The 18565-nt window shown below is 48.6% G+C and carries 20 protein-coding genes and 1 other annotated feature; of the genes, 4 read left to right on the top strand and 16 right to left on the bottom strand.

Annotated features, from left to right (window positions below; translation table 11 throughout):
- Positions 1-236 precede the first annotated feature (236 nt).
- From SOI44_RS01685 to alaS, 9 genes are all read right to left on the bottom strand, one after another.
- Positions 237-1220 carry a hypothetical protein gene (locus tag SOI44_RS01685; RefSeq protein ID WP_331347519.1) on the bottom strand — a complete coding sequence of 328 codons (984 nt, stop codon included), beginning with the start codon at positions 1218-1220 and terminating at the stop codon, positions 237-239.
- A gap of 271 nt (positions 1221-1491) precedes the next feature.
- Positions 1492-1968 carry a transcription elongation factor GreA gene (gene greA, locus SOI44_RS01680; RefSeq protein WP_331347518.1) on the bottom strand — a complete coding sequence of 159 codons (477 nt, stop codon included), beginning with the start codon at positions 1966-1968 and terminating at the stop codon, positions 1492-1494.
- 36 nt (positions 1969-2004) lie between these two features.
- Positions 2005-2637 (bottom strand): uridine kinase, encoded by a 633-nt coding sequence (udk, locus tag SOI44_RS01675; RefSeq protein WP_331347517.1) that lies wholly within the window; start codon positions 2635-2637, stop codon positions 2005-2007.
- Entirely contained in the window at positions 2634-3107 is a 474-nt protein-coding gene (locus tag SOI44_RS01670; protein ID WP_331347516.1) for an NUDIX hydrolase, read from the bottom strand. Before SOI44_RS01670 ends, udk begins: the two co-directional genes overlap by 4 nt.
- A complete protein-coding gene (gene mltG, locus SOI44_RS01665; RefSeq protein WP_331347515.1) occupies positions 3104-4237 on the bottom strand; it encodes an endolytic transglycosylase MltG in 1134 nt (377 codons plus the stop codon). The genes SOI44_RS01670 and mltG overlap by 4 nt, the downstream gene beginning before the upstream one ends.
- A complete protein-coding gene (locus tag SOI44_RS01660) occupies positions 4227-4490 on the bottom strand; it encodes a DUF1292 domain-containing protein (protein WP_331347514.1) in 264 nt (87 codons plus the stop codon). Before SOI44_RS01660 ends, mltG begins: the two co-directional genes overlap by 11 nt.
- A gap of 36 nt (positions 4491-4526) precedes the next feature.
- Positions 4527-4946, bottom strand: a complete 420-nt coding sequence (ruvX, locus tag SOI44_RS01655) for a Holliday junction resolvase RuvX (RefSeq protein ID WP_331347513.1) — start codon at positions 4944-4946, stop codon at positions 4527-4529.
- Positions 4943-5212, bottom strand: coding sequence for an IreB family regulatory phosphoprotein (locus SOI44_RS01650; RefSeq protein ID WP_108775754.1), 270 nt, complete (start codon positions 5210-5212; stop codon positions 4943-4945). Before SOI44_RS01650 ends, ruvX begins: the two co-directional genes overlap by 4 nt.
- Positions 5213-5351: 139 nt before the next feature.
- Positions 5352-7991, bottom strand: coding sequence for an alanine--tRNA ligase (gene alaS, locus SOI44_RS01645; protein ID WP_331347512.1), 2640 nt, complete (start codon positions 7989-7991; stop codon positions 5352-5354).
- A 38-nt stretch (positions 7992-8029) separates the two neighbouring features.
- Positions 8030-8229: a binding site (T-box leader), on the bottom strand.
- A gap of 140 nt (positions 8230-8369) precedes the next feature.
- On the opposite strand from alaS, the gene SOI44_RS01640 reads away from it, so the two are divergent.
- The 3 genes from SOI44_RS01640 (at position 8370) to SOI44_RS01630 (ending at position 11209) form a co-directional block, all read left to right on the top strand.
- Positions 8370-9374, top strand: coding sequence for an ABC transporter substrate-binding protein (locus SOI44_RS01640; RefSeq protein WP_331347511.1), 1005 nt, complete (start codon positions 8370-8372; stop codon positions 9372-9374).
- Between the two features lie 90 nt (positions 9375-9464).
- The gene (locus tag SOI44_RS01635; RefSeq protein ID WP_331347510.1) at positions 9465-10403 is read left to right on the top strand and encodes an ABC transporter permease; all 939 of its coding nucleotides are present in this window, start codon (positions 9465-9467) and stop codon (positions 10401-10403) included.
- Positions 10403-11209 carry an ABC transporter ATP-binding protein gene (locus SOI44_RS01630; protein ID WP_331347509.1) on the top strand — a complete coding sequence of 269 codons (807 nt, stop codon included), beginning with the start codon at positions 10403-10405 and terminating at the stop codon, positions 11207-11209. The genes SOI44_RS01635 and SOI44_RS01630 overlap by 1 nt, the downstream gene beginning before the upstream one ends.
- 43 nt (positions 11210-11252) lie before the next feature.
- On the opposite strand, the gene recD2 is transcribed toward SOI44_RS01630, so the two are convergent.
- The 3 genes from recD2 to SOI44_RS01615 are packed head-to-tail and all read right to left on the bottom strand — an operon-like array spanning position 11253 to position 15129.
- Positions 11253-13514 (bottom strand): SF1B family DNA helicase RecD2, encoded by a 2262-nt coding sequence (recD2, locus tag SOI44_RS01625; protein WP_331347508.1) that lies wholly within the window; start codon positions 13512-13514, stop codon positions 11253-11255.
- A complete protein-coding gene (gene mnmA, locus SOI44_RS01620) occupies positions 13507-14658 on the bottom strand; it encodes a tRNA 2-thiouridine(34) synthase MnmA (protein WP_331347507.1) in 1152 nt (383 codons plus the stop codon). Before mnmA ends, recD2 begins: the two co-directional genes overlap by 8 nt.
- Before the next feature lie 21 nt (positions 14659-14679).
- Positions 14680-15129, bottom strand: coding sequence for a Spx/MgsR family RNA polymerase-binding regulatory protein (locus tag SOI44_RS01615; RefSeq protein WP_331347506.1), 450 nt, complete (start codon positions 15127-15129; stop codon positions 14680-14682).
- Positions 15130-15457: 328 nt separating this feature from the next.
- On the opposite strand from SOI44_RS01615, the gene trpS reads away from it, so the two are divergent.
- Positions 15458-16456: a tryptophan--tRNA ligase gene (gene trpS / locus SOI44_RS01610; RefSeq protein WP_331347505.1), complete on the top strand. Its 999-nt coding sequence runs from the start codon at positions 15458-15460 to the stop codon at positions 16454-16456.
- Between the two features lie 69 nt (positions 16457-16525).
- On the opposite strand, the gene SOI44_RS01605 is transcribed toward trpS, so the two are convergent.
- From SOI44_RS01605 to SOI44_RS01590, 4 genes are read right to left on the bottom strand one after another with little or no spacing between them, the layout of a single operon-like run.
- A complete protein-coding gene (locus SOI44_RS01605; RefSeq protein WP_331347504.1) occupies positions 16526-17419 on the bottom strand; it encodes a YitT family protein in 894 nt (297 codons plus the stop codon).
- A gap of 23 nt (positions 17420-17442) precedes the next feature.
- Positions 17443-17907 (bottom strand): competence protein ComK, encoded by a 465-nt coding sequence (locus tag SOI44_RS01600; RefSeq protein WP_331347503.1) that lies wholly within the window; start codon positions 17905-17907, stop codon positions 17443-17445.
- Positions 17876-18334, bottom strand: coding sequence for a RidA family protein (locus SOI44_RS01595; protein ID WP_331347502.1), 459 nt, complete (start codon positions 18332-18334; stop codon positions 17876-17878). The genes SOI44_RS01600 and SOI44_RS01595 overlap by 32 nt, the downstream gene beginning before the upstream one ends.
- Before the next feature lie 14 nt (positions 18335-18348).
- Positions 18349-18546 carry a hypothetical protein gene (locus SOI44_RS01590; RefSeq protein ID WP_331347501.1) on the bottom strand — a complete coding sequence of 66 codons (198 nt, stop codon included), beginning with the start codon at positions 18544-18546 and terminating at the stop codon, positions 18349-18351.
- Between the last annotated feature and the right edge of the window lie 19 nt (positions 18547-18565).

Raw genomic sequence — 18565 nt, 5'->3', positions numbered from 1 at the left:
GTATGTAATGAATCAAAGAGAGAATACATTAACCTGGTTAGAAGTGAATCAGCTGGTGAAAAAATATCATTACACAATCATCTATGCTGGCAATCAAAATTCGCCAATTTGTTAATATGCCCTCGTATTAAATTCCCATCCTGCATGGCGTTATATCAACAGGTTTTGGGATTGAACCTTTCTTTAAGTAAAATACTCCTGAACAGCAAAGCAAATTGGCTTGAAAAAAGTACGTCCTAATGTTCTTCAACGATTGCATCAAATATCTCATTCTCCTCTTTCGTTGCACAATGCTTTGCATTAGAGAGCTCAGTATCCAGAAGTGACTTTTTCAGTCTTTTACAGCATGGTCCAAACGTTACAAAGGTTAGTCCACCACCAACAATACCACCAACGACTGGGATAGACTGTTTGAAGAAACCAGCAAATACTTCTTTGGTCATATTTACACTGAACCATTTAGCGACACTCTTTACAATTGGATAAATCGTTCCCTTAGTAAGAGCAGCTCGTAGCAGCTTTTTCTCTACTCCGGAAGCAAATGCTTTTGCCATAGCCTTAATTGCATTGGTCGCTCCGGCAACACCATACATGATCCCTAAACACAGGATCAGCGTATTGATCGTTTCTGAATCAAATACCCCTTCATTGTCTTCAACGTTGATTGCAGGGAAACCATACAGATACATTAACTTTTGTGCAGCCCGCAGCATAAAACCATAATATTGAGCAATATCCGCAGGAATAGTAGCTGTCATTGCAATTCCACCCGGCATTCCTAAAGCTGCGCTGATTCCACTGACACCGTTTCTCTCTCTAGCGATTACAGCATTTGCGACTTTATCAATATCCGTTTTTTCAATCCCAGCTTTTTCAGGTGTAGACCGGATTGCCTTCAGTACGATTTCCTTAGGATAAATTGTCTGAAATTCACTCATCAAGAATTTGTTGCGATCAATACGAACGCCAGGAGTCTTCAATCCAATGATGATAATATCTTCAATATCAACTTCACCATTGCCATTTTGATCAATTTCACTCACAATCTTCTGCTTTGCTTTTTCGGTAGAATCCGAAACAGCCTTAACCGCAGCCCCCGCAAATTCCTGCGTTTTACCTCCAGCGTCCTGTGCCAATTTTCCTGCTTGAACAGAAACATCTTTTGCAAATTTAGCAGCTTGTTTTGAAAACCTAATATAATTATCAGACTTATCTCCCATAATATCCCCCTTCTATATCCTGCATGATCAGATATACATCCATTTCAAAATGAAGAATAATTTTCTTCTCTAATTTATATGATATACCAAGCAGAAAGACTTTGGATTATCGTTTTTGCATACTCCGGATAGAAAAGTACAAACCTAAAACATGAATGTAGAATCGCTTCACAAATCCTGACATCCTGAAACATGGAACATTATTATTGAATTCCAAAAGAAAAACAGTGTATTCCAACATCTGAAATACACTGCCTTATTTGCTTGGACCTTACTTTGTCTTCAGGATCTCAACAGAATATGGCTGCTTGGCATTGACATCCACTGTCTCGCCAACCTTATGATCCAGGATGGCCTTGGCCAGTGCTGTTTCATTGGAGAGCTTTCCATTGAGCGGATCTGCTTCGGTGGAACCAACGATTGTATAAGTTCCTTCTTCCTTGGTATCCAGGAAACGGAGTGTTACTGTGGAACCAATGGAAACTGTCTTGGAACGGCCGGTCTTCTTATTGATGATCTCATAATGGCCCGGCTGCAGCATGGATTCCAGCTGAGCGATTCTGCTTTCAACCTGAGACTGCTTGTCACGGGCGGCATCATAATCGGCGTTTTCGGACAAGTCGCCGAGGGATCTTGCTTCAGCAAGTTCTGCCTTTACTTCCTCACGAACAACATGGACAAGATTATCATACTCATCCTGTAACTTTTTCAAGCCTTCTTCAGTGACATAAATTTTATCTTCAGACATGAACGACTCCTTTATTTGATTAAATTTGCGCGGTAATTATAGCATTCCATGGTGGATGATGCTACTGATTTTTGTGATCAGAAGGTCGACCGCAACCGTGTTGGAGCCGCCCTCCGGAATGATGATATTGGCATACTTCTTGCTTGGTTCCACAAAGGAATCATGCATGACTCTGACGGTAGTGACATACTGGCTCACAACTGAATCCAGGGTTCTGCCTCTTTCCTTGACATCACGGATCAGACGGCGGATAAAACGGATATCCGGCTCGGTATCCACGAATACCTTGATATCCAGCAGATCACGGATCTCTTTGACTTCCAGTACAAACAGGCCTTCCAGAATCAGCACGTCACATGGATACAGCGTTGTTGTTTCCTTTGCTCTGGTGTGGTTGACGAAGTCATAGTTCGGCTTTTCAATCGGCTTGCCCTGCTGCAGATCATGAATCTGTGAAATCAGCAGGTCATTGTCGAAGGCAAGCGGATGGTCGTAGTTTGTTTTGCGCCGCTCTTCCATCGGCATATCCGACTGATCTTTGTAATAGTCATCCTGGCGGATGATCAGAACACTCTTCTCATCCGAAAACGCATTGCGGATCTCTTCGGCAATGGTTGTCTTGCCGGATGCACTCCCACCGGCAATACCAATAATAATCGGTTTGCTCATGCTTCATCTCCCTTTTTCAAGTCAAGCAGATTTCCCGTTTCATCATAGACTGCCACATAGGAAAACGGCTGTTTCACGCCACTCAGCACTTCTTTAAGAAACACTTTGTCTGCCTCCCACATCGGCAGTGATAAGATCTCATCCTGTTTGATCCAGGCAAATGTGCCTTCCCGGTTTGGCTGCAGATCCCTTTTCGTGACATCCACAGCATAGACCCAGATCTTTTCCTTCTCTGCCATCGGACTGTCAAACAACACAGTCCCCTGCAGTTGCAGCTGCTGTTTGCACAGCCGATACCTTGTTTCTTCCCATGTTTCCCGGATTGCACAGTCTTCTGGTGTTTCACCTTGTTCCATCTTGCCGCCAATGCCAATCCATTTGCCATGATTGACATCATGTGCTTTCTTGTTGCGCAGCATCAGCAGCCACCAGCTGCCATCATGCAGATAGAGACAGACAGAATGGATCATGAATTGCCATACAGGTACTTGTTCACATTGGCATTGTGCTCATCAAGTGTCTTTGCAAAGTAAACTGTACCATCCCCATATACATCTGCCATGAAGTAATAGTAGTCAGTCTGGTTCGGATTCAGCACTGCTTCCAGAGCAGCCGTACCGGCATTTTCAATGGCTCCCGGAGGCAGGCCGTCATGCAGATAGGTATTGTATGGAGAATCAAAATCACTGTTGACCTCACAGGACTGCCAGTTGTCAGTCTGCTTGTCATAGTCAATCGCATAGCAGACAGTAACCGAAGACTGCAGCGGCATATCAGCATTGAGACGGTTGTAGAATACCGAGGCAATGTTCTTGAGCACATCCTCATCCTGAGAGCCGCCTTCATACTGCACAATGGAAGCCAGTGTATAGATCTGATGAATCGTATAGCCAGATGCCGCAAACTGATCCTTGTACTGGTTGTATACCGCAAGGGTCTGATCGAGAATCTTTTCGGTAATTTCCTGGGCAGTGCTATCTGCCTTGAAGGAATACGTATCCGGGGCCAGATAGCCTTCCAGATAGCATCTGACACCATCCGCAAACATATCCTCCGTCAGGAATGGATACTTGCTCATCTCGCCTCTGATCCAGTCCGCATTGTTCCAGAGACTCATCAGATCATCCGCAGTGACATTGGTGACTGCGGCAATCTTGGCAGCCACATCCTTGGCCCAGTCACCTTCAATGATGGTGACAGAAGCATCCGAAATCACAGCACTCTGATCGTTCAGTGTCTGATAGATCGCATCCAGGGTCATGGACTTGTCCAGCTTGAACTTGCCGGCATACAGATCACTGTAGCCATTCAGCTTGGCAAAGTAATAGCCGATCTTCGCATTGCGGATCAATCCGGCAGACTGCAGATCCTGAGATACCGAAGAAATCGTGGCCCCATCCGGCACCGTAAATTCTACGGTTTCACTCTGGCTGGACACAGGCTGTGTGCACTTATAATAGTAGTACCCTTCCGATACAAGGATGGCGATGCCAATCAGAACAAGAACTGACACAATCCGATAGACGATACTGTGCTTCTTCTTTTTCTTTGGCTGCTTTTCTTCCTCATTGTTCAGACTGGCAGTATCTTCAGTTGCCATCAGATCCTCCTTCCAGCTGATCGCTGATAGCGCCAAGTACTTCTTCGCACATTTCCAGATCCTTCTCATCCGTTACGACATCCATGTTGCCATCATCATCGTACTGATAGGCATAGACACCGGCATCGGGATTGTTTGGATCTTCAAACAGCACAAAGTGGCGGCCATCCGGGGCATCAAAATTAGAGAGAATATGCACCTCGTGTTCCTGGCCATTGTCGTCGGTGATCGTCATGCGGTTGTCATCAGTCATACAAATATTCCTTTCCCCAAAAGCAAAAGGCGGCACTCAGCCCCTTTTACTACTATCCAGCCATCTCTGCAGGATGGCAACAGCAGCCATCTGATCGATGACCTTCTTTCTCTTTTTCCGTGATACATCCGCCTGCAGAAGAATATCTTCCGACTCTACCGTCGTCATCCGTTCATCCTGCATATGCACCGGCAGACCGCTTTCCTTTTCAAGCTGCTTTCCGAATTCCAGACAGATCTGTGCCCTTGGTCCGATATCATCATTTAACATATACGGCATGCCAAGCACAATCTCATCCGGTTTCTCTTTGGCAATCACTTCCAGCACCTGGTCCAGAGCAGAATCATAGTCATCCGGCTTAAAGCGGATGGTTTCATAGGTACCGGCAATCAGACCGGTCTGGCTGATCGACACCCCGCAGGTGACACTGCCAAGATCAAGGCCGATATACTTCACTTGTGCTCCTCAAGGTAAAATCTGACAAGCTCCTCAATGATCTCATGGCGCTCAACAGACTGAATAATGCTTCTGGCATTATTGTGGCTGGAGATATATGCGGGATCATTGGAAATCAGATAGCCCGCAAGCTGATTGATCGAGTTGTAGCCTCTTTCCTCAAGTGCCTGTGATACATGCTTTAATATCTCACAGATATTGGAACGGCGGATTTCTTCGGCATTAAAGCTGACAGTTTCCGTTACATCCTGATTATTCTTGTTCATACGAGCCTCCTTTTACTTATTTTAGGACAAATTGCAAAAAAAGTATATAAAACTGCCTGCATGCAATGCGAAACTTCAGCAAATTTTCACATCTTCCAGGCAAAAGAAAAACCGGTTATCCGGTTTTTCATCATAGCGCTTACAGATTTTCAATGGTTTCCCTGACTGCTGCAATTGCTTCATCAATCTTGGCAGTATCACGGCCGCCGGCCTGAGCCATATCCGGACGTCCGCCGCCATTGCCGCCGCAGATCTGTGCTGCCTTCTTGACAACATCACCAGCCTTGAGGCCCTTGGCAATTGCTGCCTTTGAGCTGGCTGCCACAAAGACAACCTTGCCATTTGTTTCATCAGCCACAAACACAAAGCCATCCTGCATCTTATTGCGCAGCAGCTCGGCATACTTCTTGAGCTCGCCAGCATCAAAGTTCTTCAGCTTCACGCTCAGCACATGCAGGCCATTGATTTCCTTTGCCTGAGACAGCTTGCTTTCCGCATCTGCCTGCAGAGCTTTCTCATTGGCTGCTGCCACTTCCTTCTTGAGAGCCGCATTTTCTTCCAGCAGTCTCTCAATGCGATCATGCAGGCCGTCTGCCTTCTTCAGCTTGAGAAGAGCAGCCAGATCATCCAGTGTTTCCTCTTCCTGCTTGAAGCTGTCATAGGACTTCATCTTGGTAACAGAGGTAATCCGGCGTACACCAGAGCCAACAGATTCCTCAGACAGGATATGGAAGCTGCCCAGATCACCGGTGTTATTAACATGGGTACCGGCGCAGAATTCCTTGGAGAAATCACCCATGGAAACAACTCTGACCGTATCACCGTACTTCTCATCAAACAGGGCGGTAGCACCGGTCTTCTTTGCCTCTTCAATCGGCAGTACCTGGGTTGTGACCGGCAGATCTTCATTGATCTTCTCGTTGACGATACGCTCAACTTCCTTCAGCTGCTCAGCCGTTGGCTTTTCAAAATGCGTGAAGTCGAAACGGCCATAGTCAGGTCCATTGTAGGAACCAGCCTGGGCAATGTGATCACCCAGTACCTGACGCAGTGCTGCCTGCAGCAGATGCAGAGAAGAATGGTTCGCTCTTGTTCTCTGTCTTGCCGCATAGTCATAGGCACCTTCCAGCACATCACCGATGTGAACAATGCCCTCAACATGGTCGATATGATGCATATGCTGTTTGTGCGGTGCTTTCTGCACATCCACAACATCTGCCTTGAACGTATCATTCCACAGCTTGCCGGTATCAGCACACTGGCCGCCGCTTTCAGCATAGAAGCATGTTTCGGAAAGAATGACATCACCTTCCCCGGAAAGCTCATTGACCGCTACGCCATCATGGAACAGGCCGATGACTTCACCCTTACAGGTCTTGTCTGTATAGCCGGTGAACACACTTTCCTTGGTGAAATCCATCAGATCCTTGGACTGGCCATGCATGGACTGCACATTGGCACGGGCATCTCTGGCTCTCTGCTTCTGCAGCTCCATTTCCTTCTCAAAACCTTTTTCATCCACCGTATACCCGGCATCCTGGGCAATCTCGGTGGTCAGCTCCTTCGGGAAGCCATATGTATCATACAAACGGAACACGACATCGCCAGGCAGCGCCTTTTCCTTTTCATGTTCCTTCATGGCCGCATTGAGCAGATCCTCACCCTTGTCCAGTGTCTTGGCAAAGGATTCCTCCTCCTGCTTGACCAGACGGCTGATCAAAGTGACCTTGTCTTCCAGATACGGATAGTAGTCTTTCATGTTGTCGGCAACAACCTGTACGAGTTTGTACATGAAGGCACCGTCAATGCCAAGCTTTCTGCCATAGCGGACCGCTCTGCGCAATACTCTACGCAATACATAGCCTCTGCCCTCATTGGAGAACATGGCACCGTCCGCAATAGCAAATGTTACCGTACGGATATGATCGGCAATAACACGGTATGCCATCTTGTATGCCGGATCAGAATACGGATGGGCCGCATACTGTTCAGTGGCATGGATGATCGGCAGGAAGAGATCGGTATCGAAGTTTGTCTCGCCATCCTGAATCAAAGCAACAAGTCTTTCCAGGCCCATGCCGGTATCAATGTTCTTCTGCGGCAGTTCTTTATACTCGCTGCGGGGAACTTCACCCGGACGGCAGTCATACTGGGAGAAAACGATGTTCCAGACCTCAATGTAGCGGTCATTTTCCATGTCCTCAAAGAACAGTTTTTCACCAAGGTGCTTCGGATCATACTTTTCACCGCGGTCATAGTAGATCTCGGTGTCCGGTCCGCCCGGGCCTCTGCCGATTTCCCAGAAGTTATCCATGGTCTTGTGGATATGCTTGGGATCCATGCCGACCTTTACCCAGAGATTGTAGGCATCCACATCATCCGGATAGACAGTGACATACAGGCGCTTGGGATCAAAGCCGATCCACTTCGGGCTGGTCAGAAACTCCCATGCCCAGGTGATGGCCTCGGTCTTGAAGTAGTCGCCGATAGAGAAGTTGCCAAGCATTTCAAAGAATGTATGATGGCGGGCTGTCTTGCCGACGTTTTCAATGTCGTTGGTCCGGATGGACTTCTGGGCATTGCAGATACGGTTGCAGGCCGGTTTTTCTGATCCGTCAAAATACTTCTTCAAGGCAGAAACACCGGCATTGATCCAAAGCAGGGTTGGATCATTGTGGGGAATGAGGCTGGCACTGGGCTCGACCATGCATCCCTTGGACGCAAAGAAGTCCAGGAACATCTGGCGTACCTGATTGCCAGTCAGCTGTTTGTTTGTCATGATGACCTCCTGATAAATATAAAAAAGCGTTCCAGATCTCCAGGAACGCTGTCAACGCGGTACCATCCTGGTTCACACATGTGTGTGCACCTTAATTCATCCCTTAACGCAGGAAACGGCATGGATTAACATGCTCTCAGCAGGCAGCTTCGCATTCTTCCGGATACAGACTTGCACCAGCCGTCTGCTCTCTTGTTAACCTGGATGGAACGTTACTTGTCCTCTTCAGCGATTTCTTTATTATGGTATCACAATGTGGCTTGCAAAGCATAAAAAATCGGATTTGACGGCAATTCTGGTGCGCTTGGTATTGCCTGTTTGTGTTAAATGTAATAAAATTCATGCATGCTGTAAGATATTTCAAGGGAGATGAAAGCTATGAAAAATATTTGCAAGATGATGACAGCAGGTATTCTGGCCGCAGCTCTGGCAGGCTGTGCTTCCAGTCCTACTGCCTCTGCCTCGGTTTCCTCTGCAGATGCCAAAAGCTCAGGTGACGGCACCTACACAGTCGGCATTATCCAGCTTGTGCAGCATCCGGCGCTGGATGCAGCCAGCCAGGGCTTTGAGGATGAGCTCAAGGCAGAGCTTGGTGACAAAGTAACGGTCACATTAAAGAATGCCTCCAATGATTCGGCCCAGTGTACAACCATTGCCAATCAGTTTGTCACTCAGGGCGTGGATCTGATTCTGGCCAATGCCACCCCGTCGCTGCAGGCAGCTGCTTCTGCCACCAGCACGATCCCGGTACTTGGCACTGCCATTACCGAATACGGCGTTGCCCTTTCTCTGGACAATTTCAACGGCACCGTCGGAGGCAACATTTCCGGTACATCGGATCTGGCCCCGCTGGACAAGCAGGCAGCGATGTTCGATGAGCTGCTGCCAGATGCCAAGACCATCGGTATCCTGTACTGCTCTGCGGAGGCAAACAGTGTCTATCAGGCACAGCAGGTACAGAAGTATCTCGAACAGGATGGCAAGACGGTCAAGGTCTACACGTTCTCAGATTCCAATGATGTTGCCAGTGTCACCCAGAGTGCCTGCAATGACTGCGATGCTCTGTATATTCCTACCGATAACACGGCTGCCAGCTGCACCGAAGCCATCAACAATGTTGCTGAGCCTGCCGGTGTTCCGATTATCTGTGGTGAGGAAGGCATCATGAGCGGCTGTGGTATTGCTACAATGTCCATTGACTACTATGAGCTTGGCAAGACAACCGGCAAGATGGCAGTCAAAGTTCTGACAGGTGAAGAAAAGATCAGCGATATGCCGATTGAGTACTATGACAATCCGGTCAAGGAATATGATGCGGACAGATGTGCAAAGCTTGGCATCACCGTTCCGGATGATTACACAGCGTATACAGCTGAGAATTGATCTGACAAATCGTCCATTTACATGGGTGCAGGTTTCTGCACCCATGTCCTGCGTTTATTAAAAAGAAAAAAGAGAAGTGATGATAAGAAAATGAGTATTGGAAATCTGATCGGCGCCCTGCCAGGCGGTATTGCCCAGGGGATCATCTGGGGCATCATGGCCTTAGGCGTCTATATTACCTTCCGTCTGCTGGATGTGGCAGATCTTACCGTAGATGGTACATTCACCACCGGCGGTGCCACCTGTGTCATGTTAATCCTTGCCGGCTGGAATCCCTGGCTGGCAATGCTGATTGCCTTTCTGGCCGGTATGGCAGCCGGGGCCTGCACGGGTCTATTGCATACAAAGCTGGGTATTCCGACCATTCTGGCCGGCATTCTGACCCAGTTCTCCCTGTATTCCATCAACCTTGCCATCATGGGCATGGCAGCCAATAAGGCCGTATCCGTAGATAAGTATGCCCTGGTTGTCACCTCCCGTGTCATTCCGCCGACGATTGCCATCGGTGCTGCCATTGCCGCTGTGCTGATTGCCGTCATGTACTGGTACTTTGGCACCGAAGCCGGATCAGCGATGCGTGCCACCGGCTGCAACCCCACCATGGCACGTGCCCAGGGCATCAACATTGACCGCATGACGGTCTTAGGTCTTGCCTTCTCCAATGGCATTGTTGCCTTCTCCGGGGCTTTAATGGCACAGCTGCAGGGCTTCTCGGATATCAATATGGGCCGCGGTTCCATCGTCATCGGCTTAGCAGCAGTCATCATCGGTGAAGTCATTGGCAATGCCCTGTGCGGACGCCATCTCAACTTTGCCGGCAGACTTGTCTTTGTCGTATTGGGCGGCGTCATCTATTACATCGTTGTTACGATTGTGCTGTGGCTCAAGCTGGATTCCAACTGGCTGAAGATGTTCACTGCCATCATTGTTGCCATCTTCCTGGCTGTTCCTTACCTGCAGGCTAAAAAGCGCAATTCCTTTGCGCGGGCCGGCCGCAACGCTGCACGCTTTCAGAAGGAGGACAAATAATGGACTCGCTTGTTCTCAGACATATTTCCAAAACGTTTAACAAAGGCACGATCAATGAGAAGAAAGCTCTGATTGATGTCAGCCTGACCCTGCATGACGGCGACTTTGTCACCGTCATTGGTTCCAACGGTGCCGGCAAGTCTACCCTGCTCAATGCCGTTGCAGGTGTATGGCCGATTGATGACGGCCAGATTGTCATTGACGGCCATGATGTGACCGGACTGCCTGATTTCAAGCGGGCTGCCTATGTCGGCAGAGTCTTCCAGGATCCGATGACCGGTACGGCGGCAACCATGCAGATTGATGAAAACCTCGCCCTTGCAGCAAGGCGCGGCAAGCACCGCGGTCTTTCCTGGGGTGTCACCAAGGAAGAACAGAAAGAATACAGTGAACTGCTGAAACCGCTGAATCTTGGTCTGGAAGATCGACTGACATCCAAAGTCGGACTGCTTTCCGGCGGCCAGAGACAGGCGGTGACATTGTTAATGGCATCCTTGCAGAAACCGAAGATTCTGTTACTGGATGAACATACGGCTGCCCTGGATCCTAAGACAGCTGAGAAAGTGCTGGCTTTGACAAACACCGTCATTGAAAAGGATCATCTGACTGCCATGATGGTTACTCACAATATGATGGATGCCATCAGGAACGGCAACCGTCTCATCATGATGCACGAGGGACATATCATTCTTGATATTGCCGGTGAAGAGAAGAAGAAGCTGACGGTAGAAAGACTGTTAGCCAAGTTTGAGGAAGTTTCCGGCACCGTCTTTGCCAGTGATGAAGCCTTGTTAACCAAACAGTAATTCCTGATAAAAAGTGCGATGAGCTTATCTCACCGCGCTTTTCTTATGCATGATTCGCTTCTTTCTGATCCTCATCACCAAAGGGATCATCCCCTTGCCCTTCCGTCCAGAAGGGATTATCCACATCCATTTTGTTTTCTTTCAGTCTTTGGGCAAGACCGGTCTGTCTGGGATGGTATTCCAGGGTGGCAACACCTTTGTTGAAAGCCTGCGCATCTCCCAGAATCACCAGATTGCGCCGGGCTCTGGTCACGGCTGTGTAGATCAGTTTTCTTTGCAGCATGAACTGGTGCTGGCGGCTGATGGGCAGGATGACAATCGGATACTCAGAGCCCTGTGCCTTGTGTACGGAAATACAGTAGGCAAGCATAATATGATCCAGGCCTTCCTCACTGTATTCCACTTCGTGATCACCAAAGCTGACAACAACGGTTGTATGATGGCTTTCTACCTGCTTGGCATCCAGGATATCACTCAGAATACCGATATCGCCATTGTAGACATTGTCATCCGGCTGGTTTTTCAGCTGCAGGATCTTGTCACCTACCCTAAAGATCTGATAGCCATGGCGCAGCTCCTTCTTTTCAGGGCTGTAGGGATTCAGCTCCATCTGCAATGCATTGTTCAGCGTAGAAATGCCGGCTGCTCCTTTATACATGGGAGACAGCACCTGGATATCATTGACGGTATAGTTTTTCTCCAGGGCATTATGGACCACAGCAAGTACATTGTCCTTGATCTCTTCATCCCGGCATGGATAGAAGACAATATCATGTTTCAGTGATTCAAAGTCAGGATGTCCTTCTTTGATCTGATGGGCCAGGGCAATGACATCCGAGCCTTCTTTCTGGCGGTAGATGTGTTCCAGCCGCAGCAAAGGAAATCGTTCTGAGGCTATCAGATCACGCAGCACACAGCCTGGTCCGACACTTGGCAGCTGGTCTTCATCACCGATGATGCATAACCGCTTGACATGAACGCTTGCTTTGAGCAGATGGTAGAACAGCCAGGCATCCACCATGGAAAACTCATCAATCACCAATAGATCTGCCTGTATCGGATCATCTTCATCTTTGCCAAAGGTGTTGGAATCCAGATCCCACTGCAGCAGAGAATGGATCGTTGCGGCAGAGGTGCCGGTCAGTTCAGAGAGCCGTTTGGCTGCCCTGCCGGTCGGGGCTGCACAGACAATCGCGGCATCCGGATAGAGCAGATGAAACAGTTTGACCATGGCACGGACAACCGTTGTCTTACCGGTGCCCGGACCGCCGGTCACAATCTGTACGGGATTGTCCAGGATGGAAAGTATCGCTTCTTTCTGGGCATCATCATACGTAATGCCAAAGTCTTCCTGGATGGATGCCAGATAGGACTGTACAGTGGCAGGATCTGCCGGGTCTATGCTTTCCAGAGGAAACTGATTGAGGAAAGATGCAATGCCGGTTTCAGCTTCATACTGGGTGATGGGATAGATATGGCCATCATCATTGATCAGTTTATGTTTTGTCACAGCTGCATCCAGGTATTTTGGATAGTCAGCTTCAAAGCCTTTGGTCTGTTTGTAAAAGGCCTGTTCCAGGGTGTCAGTGTCCACATAGCTGTCACCGCTGCGCACACAAAGATCCATTGTCAATGAGATCAGTAATGCTTCCAAGCGCCTTTCATCATCCGGGGCAAAGCCAAGATAGGATGCGATGCGGTCGGCCGTAACAAAGCCAAAGCCGTCACATTCCTCCGCCGCCTGATAGGGATTGTGTTTGAGCACCTGCAGGGCTTCTTTGCCATAGTGCTGGTTGAGACGGATGATGCTGCGGGAACCAATGCCATATACATTGAGAAAGCGGGAAAGCTCGGAAAGACCTTCATCCGACTGGGACAGACCGGACAGAATGGCACTGATCTGTTTGTCATTCAGTTTCGTCTTCAAGCGGAGAATCTCCGGATTCTGGCGGATTTCTTCCAGGCAGTCTGTTCCTAATGCTTCTACCACGCTGGCTGCCGTCTTTTTGCCAATGCCGGGAAAAGAAGGACCGCTGAGAAAGCGGATAATGCCTTCTTCTTCACTTGGCAGAGAAACTTCATAGTGTTCCAGGGCGAACTGAATGCCATAGCGGGGATGTTCGACATAGCGGCCATAGATGTTGTACATGACATCTGTCTGAATCGAGGGACAGATGCCGGTAACCGTGATCGTCTTGTCTTCTTCATCGCTCATGCGAAACAGCATGACGGTATAGAAGTTCTGGCTGTTGCGGAACAGGATGCGCACCGGTTTGCCATTGAGCTTTTCCAGCGTATCATCCATGGTGATATCCTGCTGCCCTCTGGCAGATCTTTGCCATCAGATCTTCTCCATTGCGGTAGACCGCATCAATCTTGCCGCCCATGATCATGACATCATGATCATAGAAAACAGCTTCCTGACCGGGTGTGACCGAGCGGATGGTTTCCGGATATGTCACCTTCAGGGTTGTATCATCAAGCCATTCAATGTGCACATTGTTATCGGCCTGACGGTAACGGAACTTGGCCGTGCAGTCCATCGGCAGCTTTCTGTCTGCCAGCACATTGACACCGGTAACGATGCAGGCATCACTGTACAGCCAGTCCTGATGGTCTTCATCACTGACACACAATTCATTGGTATTAACATTTTTACCAACGACATAGAACGGTCCGATGCCGCCGATATCCAGGCCTTTGCGCTGGCCGACGGTATAGTACAGTACGCCTTTGTGAGTACCGACTTTTTCACCGGTGACAATATTGATGATCGGGCCTGGTTTCATGGGCAGGTAGTTGGAAAGAAACTGACGGAAATTGCGCTCTCCGATGAAGCAGATGCCGGTACTGTCCTTTTTCTTTGCAATGGAAAGGTTCAGCTTTGCGGCAATCTCTCGCACTTCTGGTTTGGTAATCGACCCAAGCGGAAACAGGACATGGTCCAGTACTTCCCGGTGAACTTCGCAAAGGAAGTAGGACTGGTCCTTGTTGCGATCATCCGCTTTCAAAATGACGCCATGCCCGTTTTCCATGCCGTTTTTGGCATAGTGGCCGGTGGCGACGGTATCAAAGCCCTGTTTCTGTCCGAATTTCATGAAACTGTCAAACTTGATGTAGCGGTTGCAGAGAATATCAGGATTGGGGGTTCTGCCTTTGCGGTATTCTGACAGGAATTCTTTGAAAACATCATCCCAGTATTCTTTGATGAAATCAATGCGCAGCAGCGGCAGTCCCAGGGCATCGGCGACACTCTGGGCATCTTTATAGTCGCTTTCCTGCGGGCAGACAGGGTCATTGATGGTGGGGTTGCCGGCAAAGTCATCTTCAGCTGCGGAATCCCAATTGCGCATGAAAGCGCAGGTGACATCATAGCCCTGCTGCTGCAGAAGATAGGCGGCAACGGCACTGTCTACACCGCCTGAAAGACCAACAAGTACTTTCTTCATATGCAAAAACAAAAGAAGCCTTTACGGCCTCTTTTCGCACTCCTTCCCCTCTCTGACCTTTCCGCATGCTTTGTAGTTCGGGCAGTCCGGTGTACACTGATGCGCGGCAATCGAACGAAGCTCCTTCGGCAGAAAAACGCCGATTTCTTCATCGTCATAGCCAACCTGGAAGTTGTTCTCGGAAATAATGATCGGCCGCTTCATGACACTCGGATTCTTACGGACAAACTGCACAAGTTCATCCAGGGTCATCGAATCCACATCGATGTGCTGTTCCTGAATGATCTTGGAGCGTTTGGAAATCAGATCATCTGTTCCATTTTCACTGCGCATCAGCAGATGCTTGATCTCACTGTCATTCAGCAGAATCTTGAAGATATTTTTTTCTATGAACGGAATGTTGCGGTCTTTCAGCCACTGCTTGACCTTGCGGCAGCTGGCACATCCCGGAGATGTATATACTACGATCATGGCATTTCTCCCTATGCGTGTATTATAGCATGAGCGTCAAGAAAATCTGTGCCCATTGAAAACAGTTGGAAAATATGAAATAATTGAGAAGCTATGAAAAGGTGCAGTCCGTATGGGAACCTTGTTCAGCGAGGCAGAACTGGTGAAAGCTGCCATGGTGAAGATGCGGACATTGGAGCCTTGGAGCATTGTCGGATTGACACGGCGGTCCCGTTATCCCAAGAGTGATCCAGATTGTGTGGATAAGAACGGGTGGTACCGCGCATCAGAAGTCTCCTGCGTCCCTTCAGTGAAGAGACGTTTTTCTTTTGGAAAAGAGGTAAATCATATGAAGAAAAGAATGCTTTCCGGCATCAAGCCGACGGGTCAGCTGCATTTAGGCTCGTATATCGGTGCATTGAAGCACTTTGTCGATTATCAGGATGACTATGACATGTATGCGTTCATTGCCAACCTGCACTGCATCACGGTTCCGCAGGATCCCAAGACACTGCAGAAGAATCTGAAGGACTGTGTGGCGCTGTATCTGGCCTGCGGACTGGATCCGAAAAAGGCAACGATCTTCCTGCAGACAGATGTCAAAGCCCATGCCCAGCTTGGCTATATCATGTGCTGCCATACATATATGGGTGAGCTGAGCCGTATGACGCAGTTCAAGGACAAGCAGGCCAAGGGTGAAAAGAATCTGTCCGGCGGTCTGTATACCTACCCTGCTTTGATGGCGGCGGATATCCTGCTGTATGATCCGGACTATGTACCGGTTGGTGATGATCAGAAGCAGCATGTCGAATTAACACGTGATGTGGCGGCCAGAATGAATCACCGCTATGGCGAGCTGTTCAAGCTGCCGGAGCCTCTGATTGGCAAGGTTGGTGCCCGTATCATGTCATTGAATGATCCCAGCAAGAAGATGTCCAAGTCAGATAACAATGACAAGGGATGCGTCTATCTGCTGGATGATCCCAAGAAAGCAAGAAAGAAGATCATGGGTGCTGTCACTGACAATGAGGCCCATGTCCACTATGATCCTGACTATCAGCCGGGTATTTCCAATCTGATGCAGATCATGTCATCGCTGGAAAATGACCGGCCGTTTGGTGAGATTGAGGCCCAGTTTGAAGGCAAAGGCTATGGTGACTTCAAGCGCGCTGTGACGGATGATGTATGTTCCCTGCTGGAAAACATCCAGGCAAAGTACAATGACGTTATTTCCTCTGACCTTCTGGAGACAACTCTGCGCGATGGTGCTGCCAAAGCAAATGTGATTGCCAATAAGAAGCTGGATCAGGTGCAGCGTGCCATCGGCATGGAAATCATCGACAAGTAAGCAAAGACAGGATCCCTGCGGGGATCTTTTCTTTTGGCCAAAAGAAAACCGGCATTGCCGGCATGTTCATCAGTCAATTGGTTTCTGGTAGTAATTGCCATAGATCTTTTCGACACTGTTGATGGCAATGAAGGCATGTTCATCTGCCTTGCGCACATTCTCAACGACTTCCTTGAGCTGATACGTATTGATTGTCGTGATTAACATCCAGTGCACCTGATCTGTAAAGCCGCCTTCGCACTTGATCTTGGTGATGCCATGGCGGCATGTATGGAAGATGGCAGCACATACTTCATCGGGCATGTTGGTAACAATATCCAGGGTGGTCAGCTTATAGCGCTGGTGCATCATATTGACGACCTGGGTGGAAACGTACTGGAAGATGATGGAATACAGGGCAACCGACCAGCCGTACAGAGCACCGGCGATCACCAGGATCACAGCATTGGCGGCCAGCATGTAGTTCCATGTTTCCTTGTTAAGTTTCATGGACAGCCAGATGGCAATGAAATCGGTGCCGCCGCTGGAGGCATTGGACTGCAGGGCAAGACCGATGGCAAAGCCATTGATCAAGCCGCCGAATACCGCAATGAGCAGGATCTCATGGGTGATGACCGGCAGTTTGAGTACACTGGTGAAAAAGGATGTCAGTGTATACCAGATGACGGAATACAGGATGAACTTGTGGCCGATTCTGCGGAAAACCAGAATGGTAACAAGGAAATTCAGCACAAAATAGAAAACAGAGAAGCTGATATTGAGATGCAGGAATGTATTGCATACGGCCGAAAGCAGCCGTGACAAACCGGCAAAGCCGCCCGGGAACAGGTTGCCGCTTTTGACAAAAGAATTCATACCGAAGGAATACAGGAAACTCGAAGCCATAATGACAGTGATATACTGGATATCCTTCTTTGAAAAATTCATCTTGCTAATTTCTGCAGCAATCGGATTCTTGCTCATAGCATGGTTCCTTCCTTATCACTTCAGCGTTTCTGATAAAGGCTCTGCAGGAAGATTTCACATCTTTTGACCTGGTTTCTGATGACCCTTACGTCAACGCCGACTTCTATTTTAAGGCCGGATGAAAAAAGGACAAGAGAAGATATCTGATTTTTGGTATGGACGGAAATGAGCCTGGACGCATCCAGCCAGATACAGTCCGGGTTGGAGGGAGATGTGGTTGGAAAGTAAATGGTATTGAGGCGTTCTGACAGCAGCACCGGTGCTTTGCAATGAAAGCCGGTCAATGCTCTGTAGGCATCTTCCCTGCCCTTGCGTGTGCAGCCATACCGGATACATAAATGGTCTAAAAAAACCTGAGGCCGATCAGCCACTGTCTCTCTGCTGCCATCTTCATACAGCAGCGTCGTGCGCTGTGCCCCGGGGTCAAACTGCATCATAACCGGAAGTCCCATATCACTTCTCCCTGCAGCTGCAATAGCCATCATGGCAGCTGCTTTCCTGCTCATCCTGTGCACACAGAATTTCCATGGCACGTGTATCCATCGCATAAGCTTCCATCTGGATCTTTGCACCCATGGGCAGAGCATTGACGCCAATCACGGTACGGGCCGGATAGGGATCATGAAACATCTGCTGAAAGACTGTGTCCATTCTTGCATAATCATTCATATCTGAAAGATAGACACGCACCTGAACCGCATAGGAGAGATCCAGTCCGCGCAGAGCCAGGAGGTGCTGCAGATTTTCAATGCAGCGCTTTGTCTGACATGCAATATCTCCATCTGTCAGCGTATTGTCATCTTCCAATGGCAGCTGCCCGGAAATAAAGATGTAATCACAGACAGAAAGTGCCGGTGAATAGGCACCTTTGAGATGCGGTGCCTTCTGGGTCTGCAGCGTTTCAAAAATCATAGGTTCCCTCCTGATCAGAAGTAGAAAAGATCGTCATCTTTCTCATCCCGGCCGTCACTGATATCTTTCCAGAATGCAAAGTAGCTCTCTTTTCTGTTTGTTGATCTGTTTTTGCTGGTGCTGTGCAGGAAAGAAACAAGAAGTACAATGCCGATCACACAGAAAACAAGCATCACGGCAAGTGACAGATAGTCATTCAAAGATTCCAGCATATTCCCTTCACTGCCTTTC

Origin of the sequence: Lactimicrobium sp., assembly GCF_036453465.1 — a bacterium.
In the GTDB taxonomy this organism is placed as follows: Bacteria; Bacillota_I; Bacilli_A; order Erysipelotrichales; family Erysipelotrichaceae; genus Bulleidia.
Note: the sequence above shows the minus strand (reverse complement) of the source record. Positions and strands in the feature narration are given on the sequence as shown.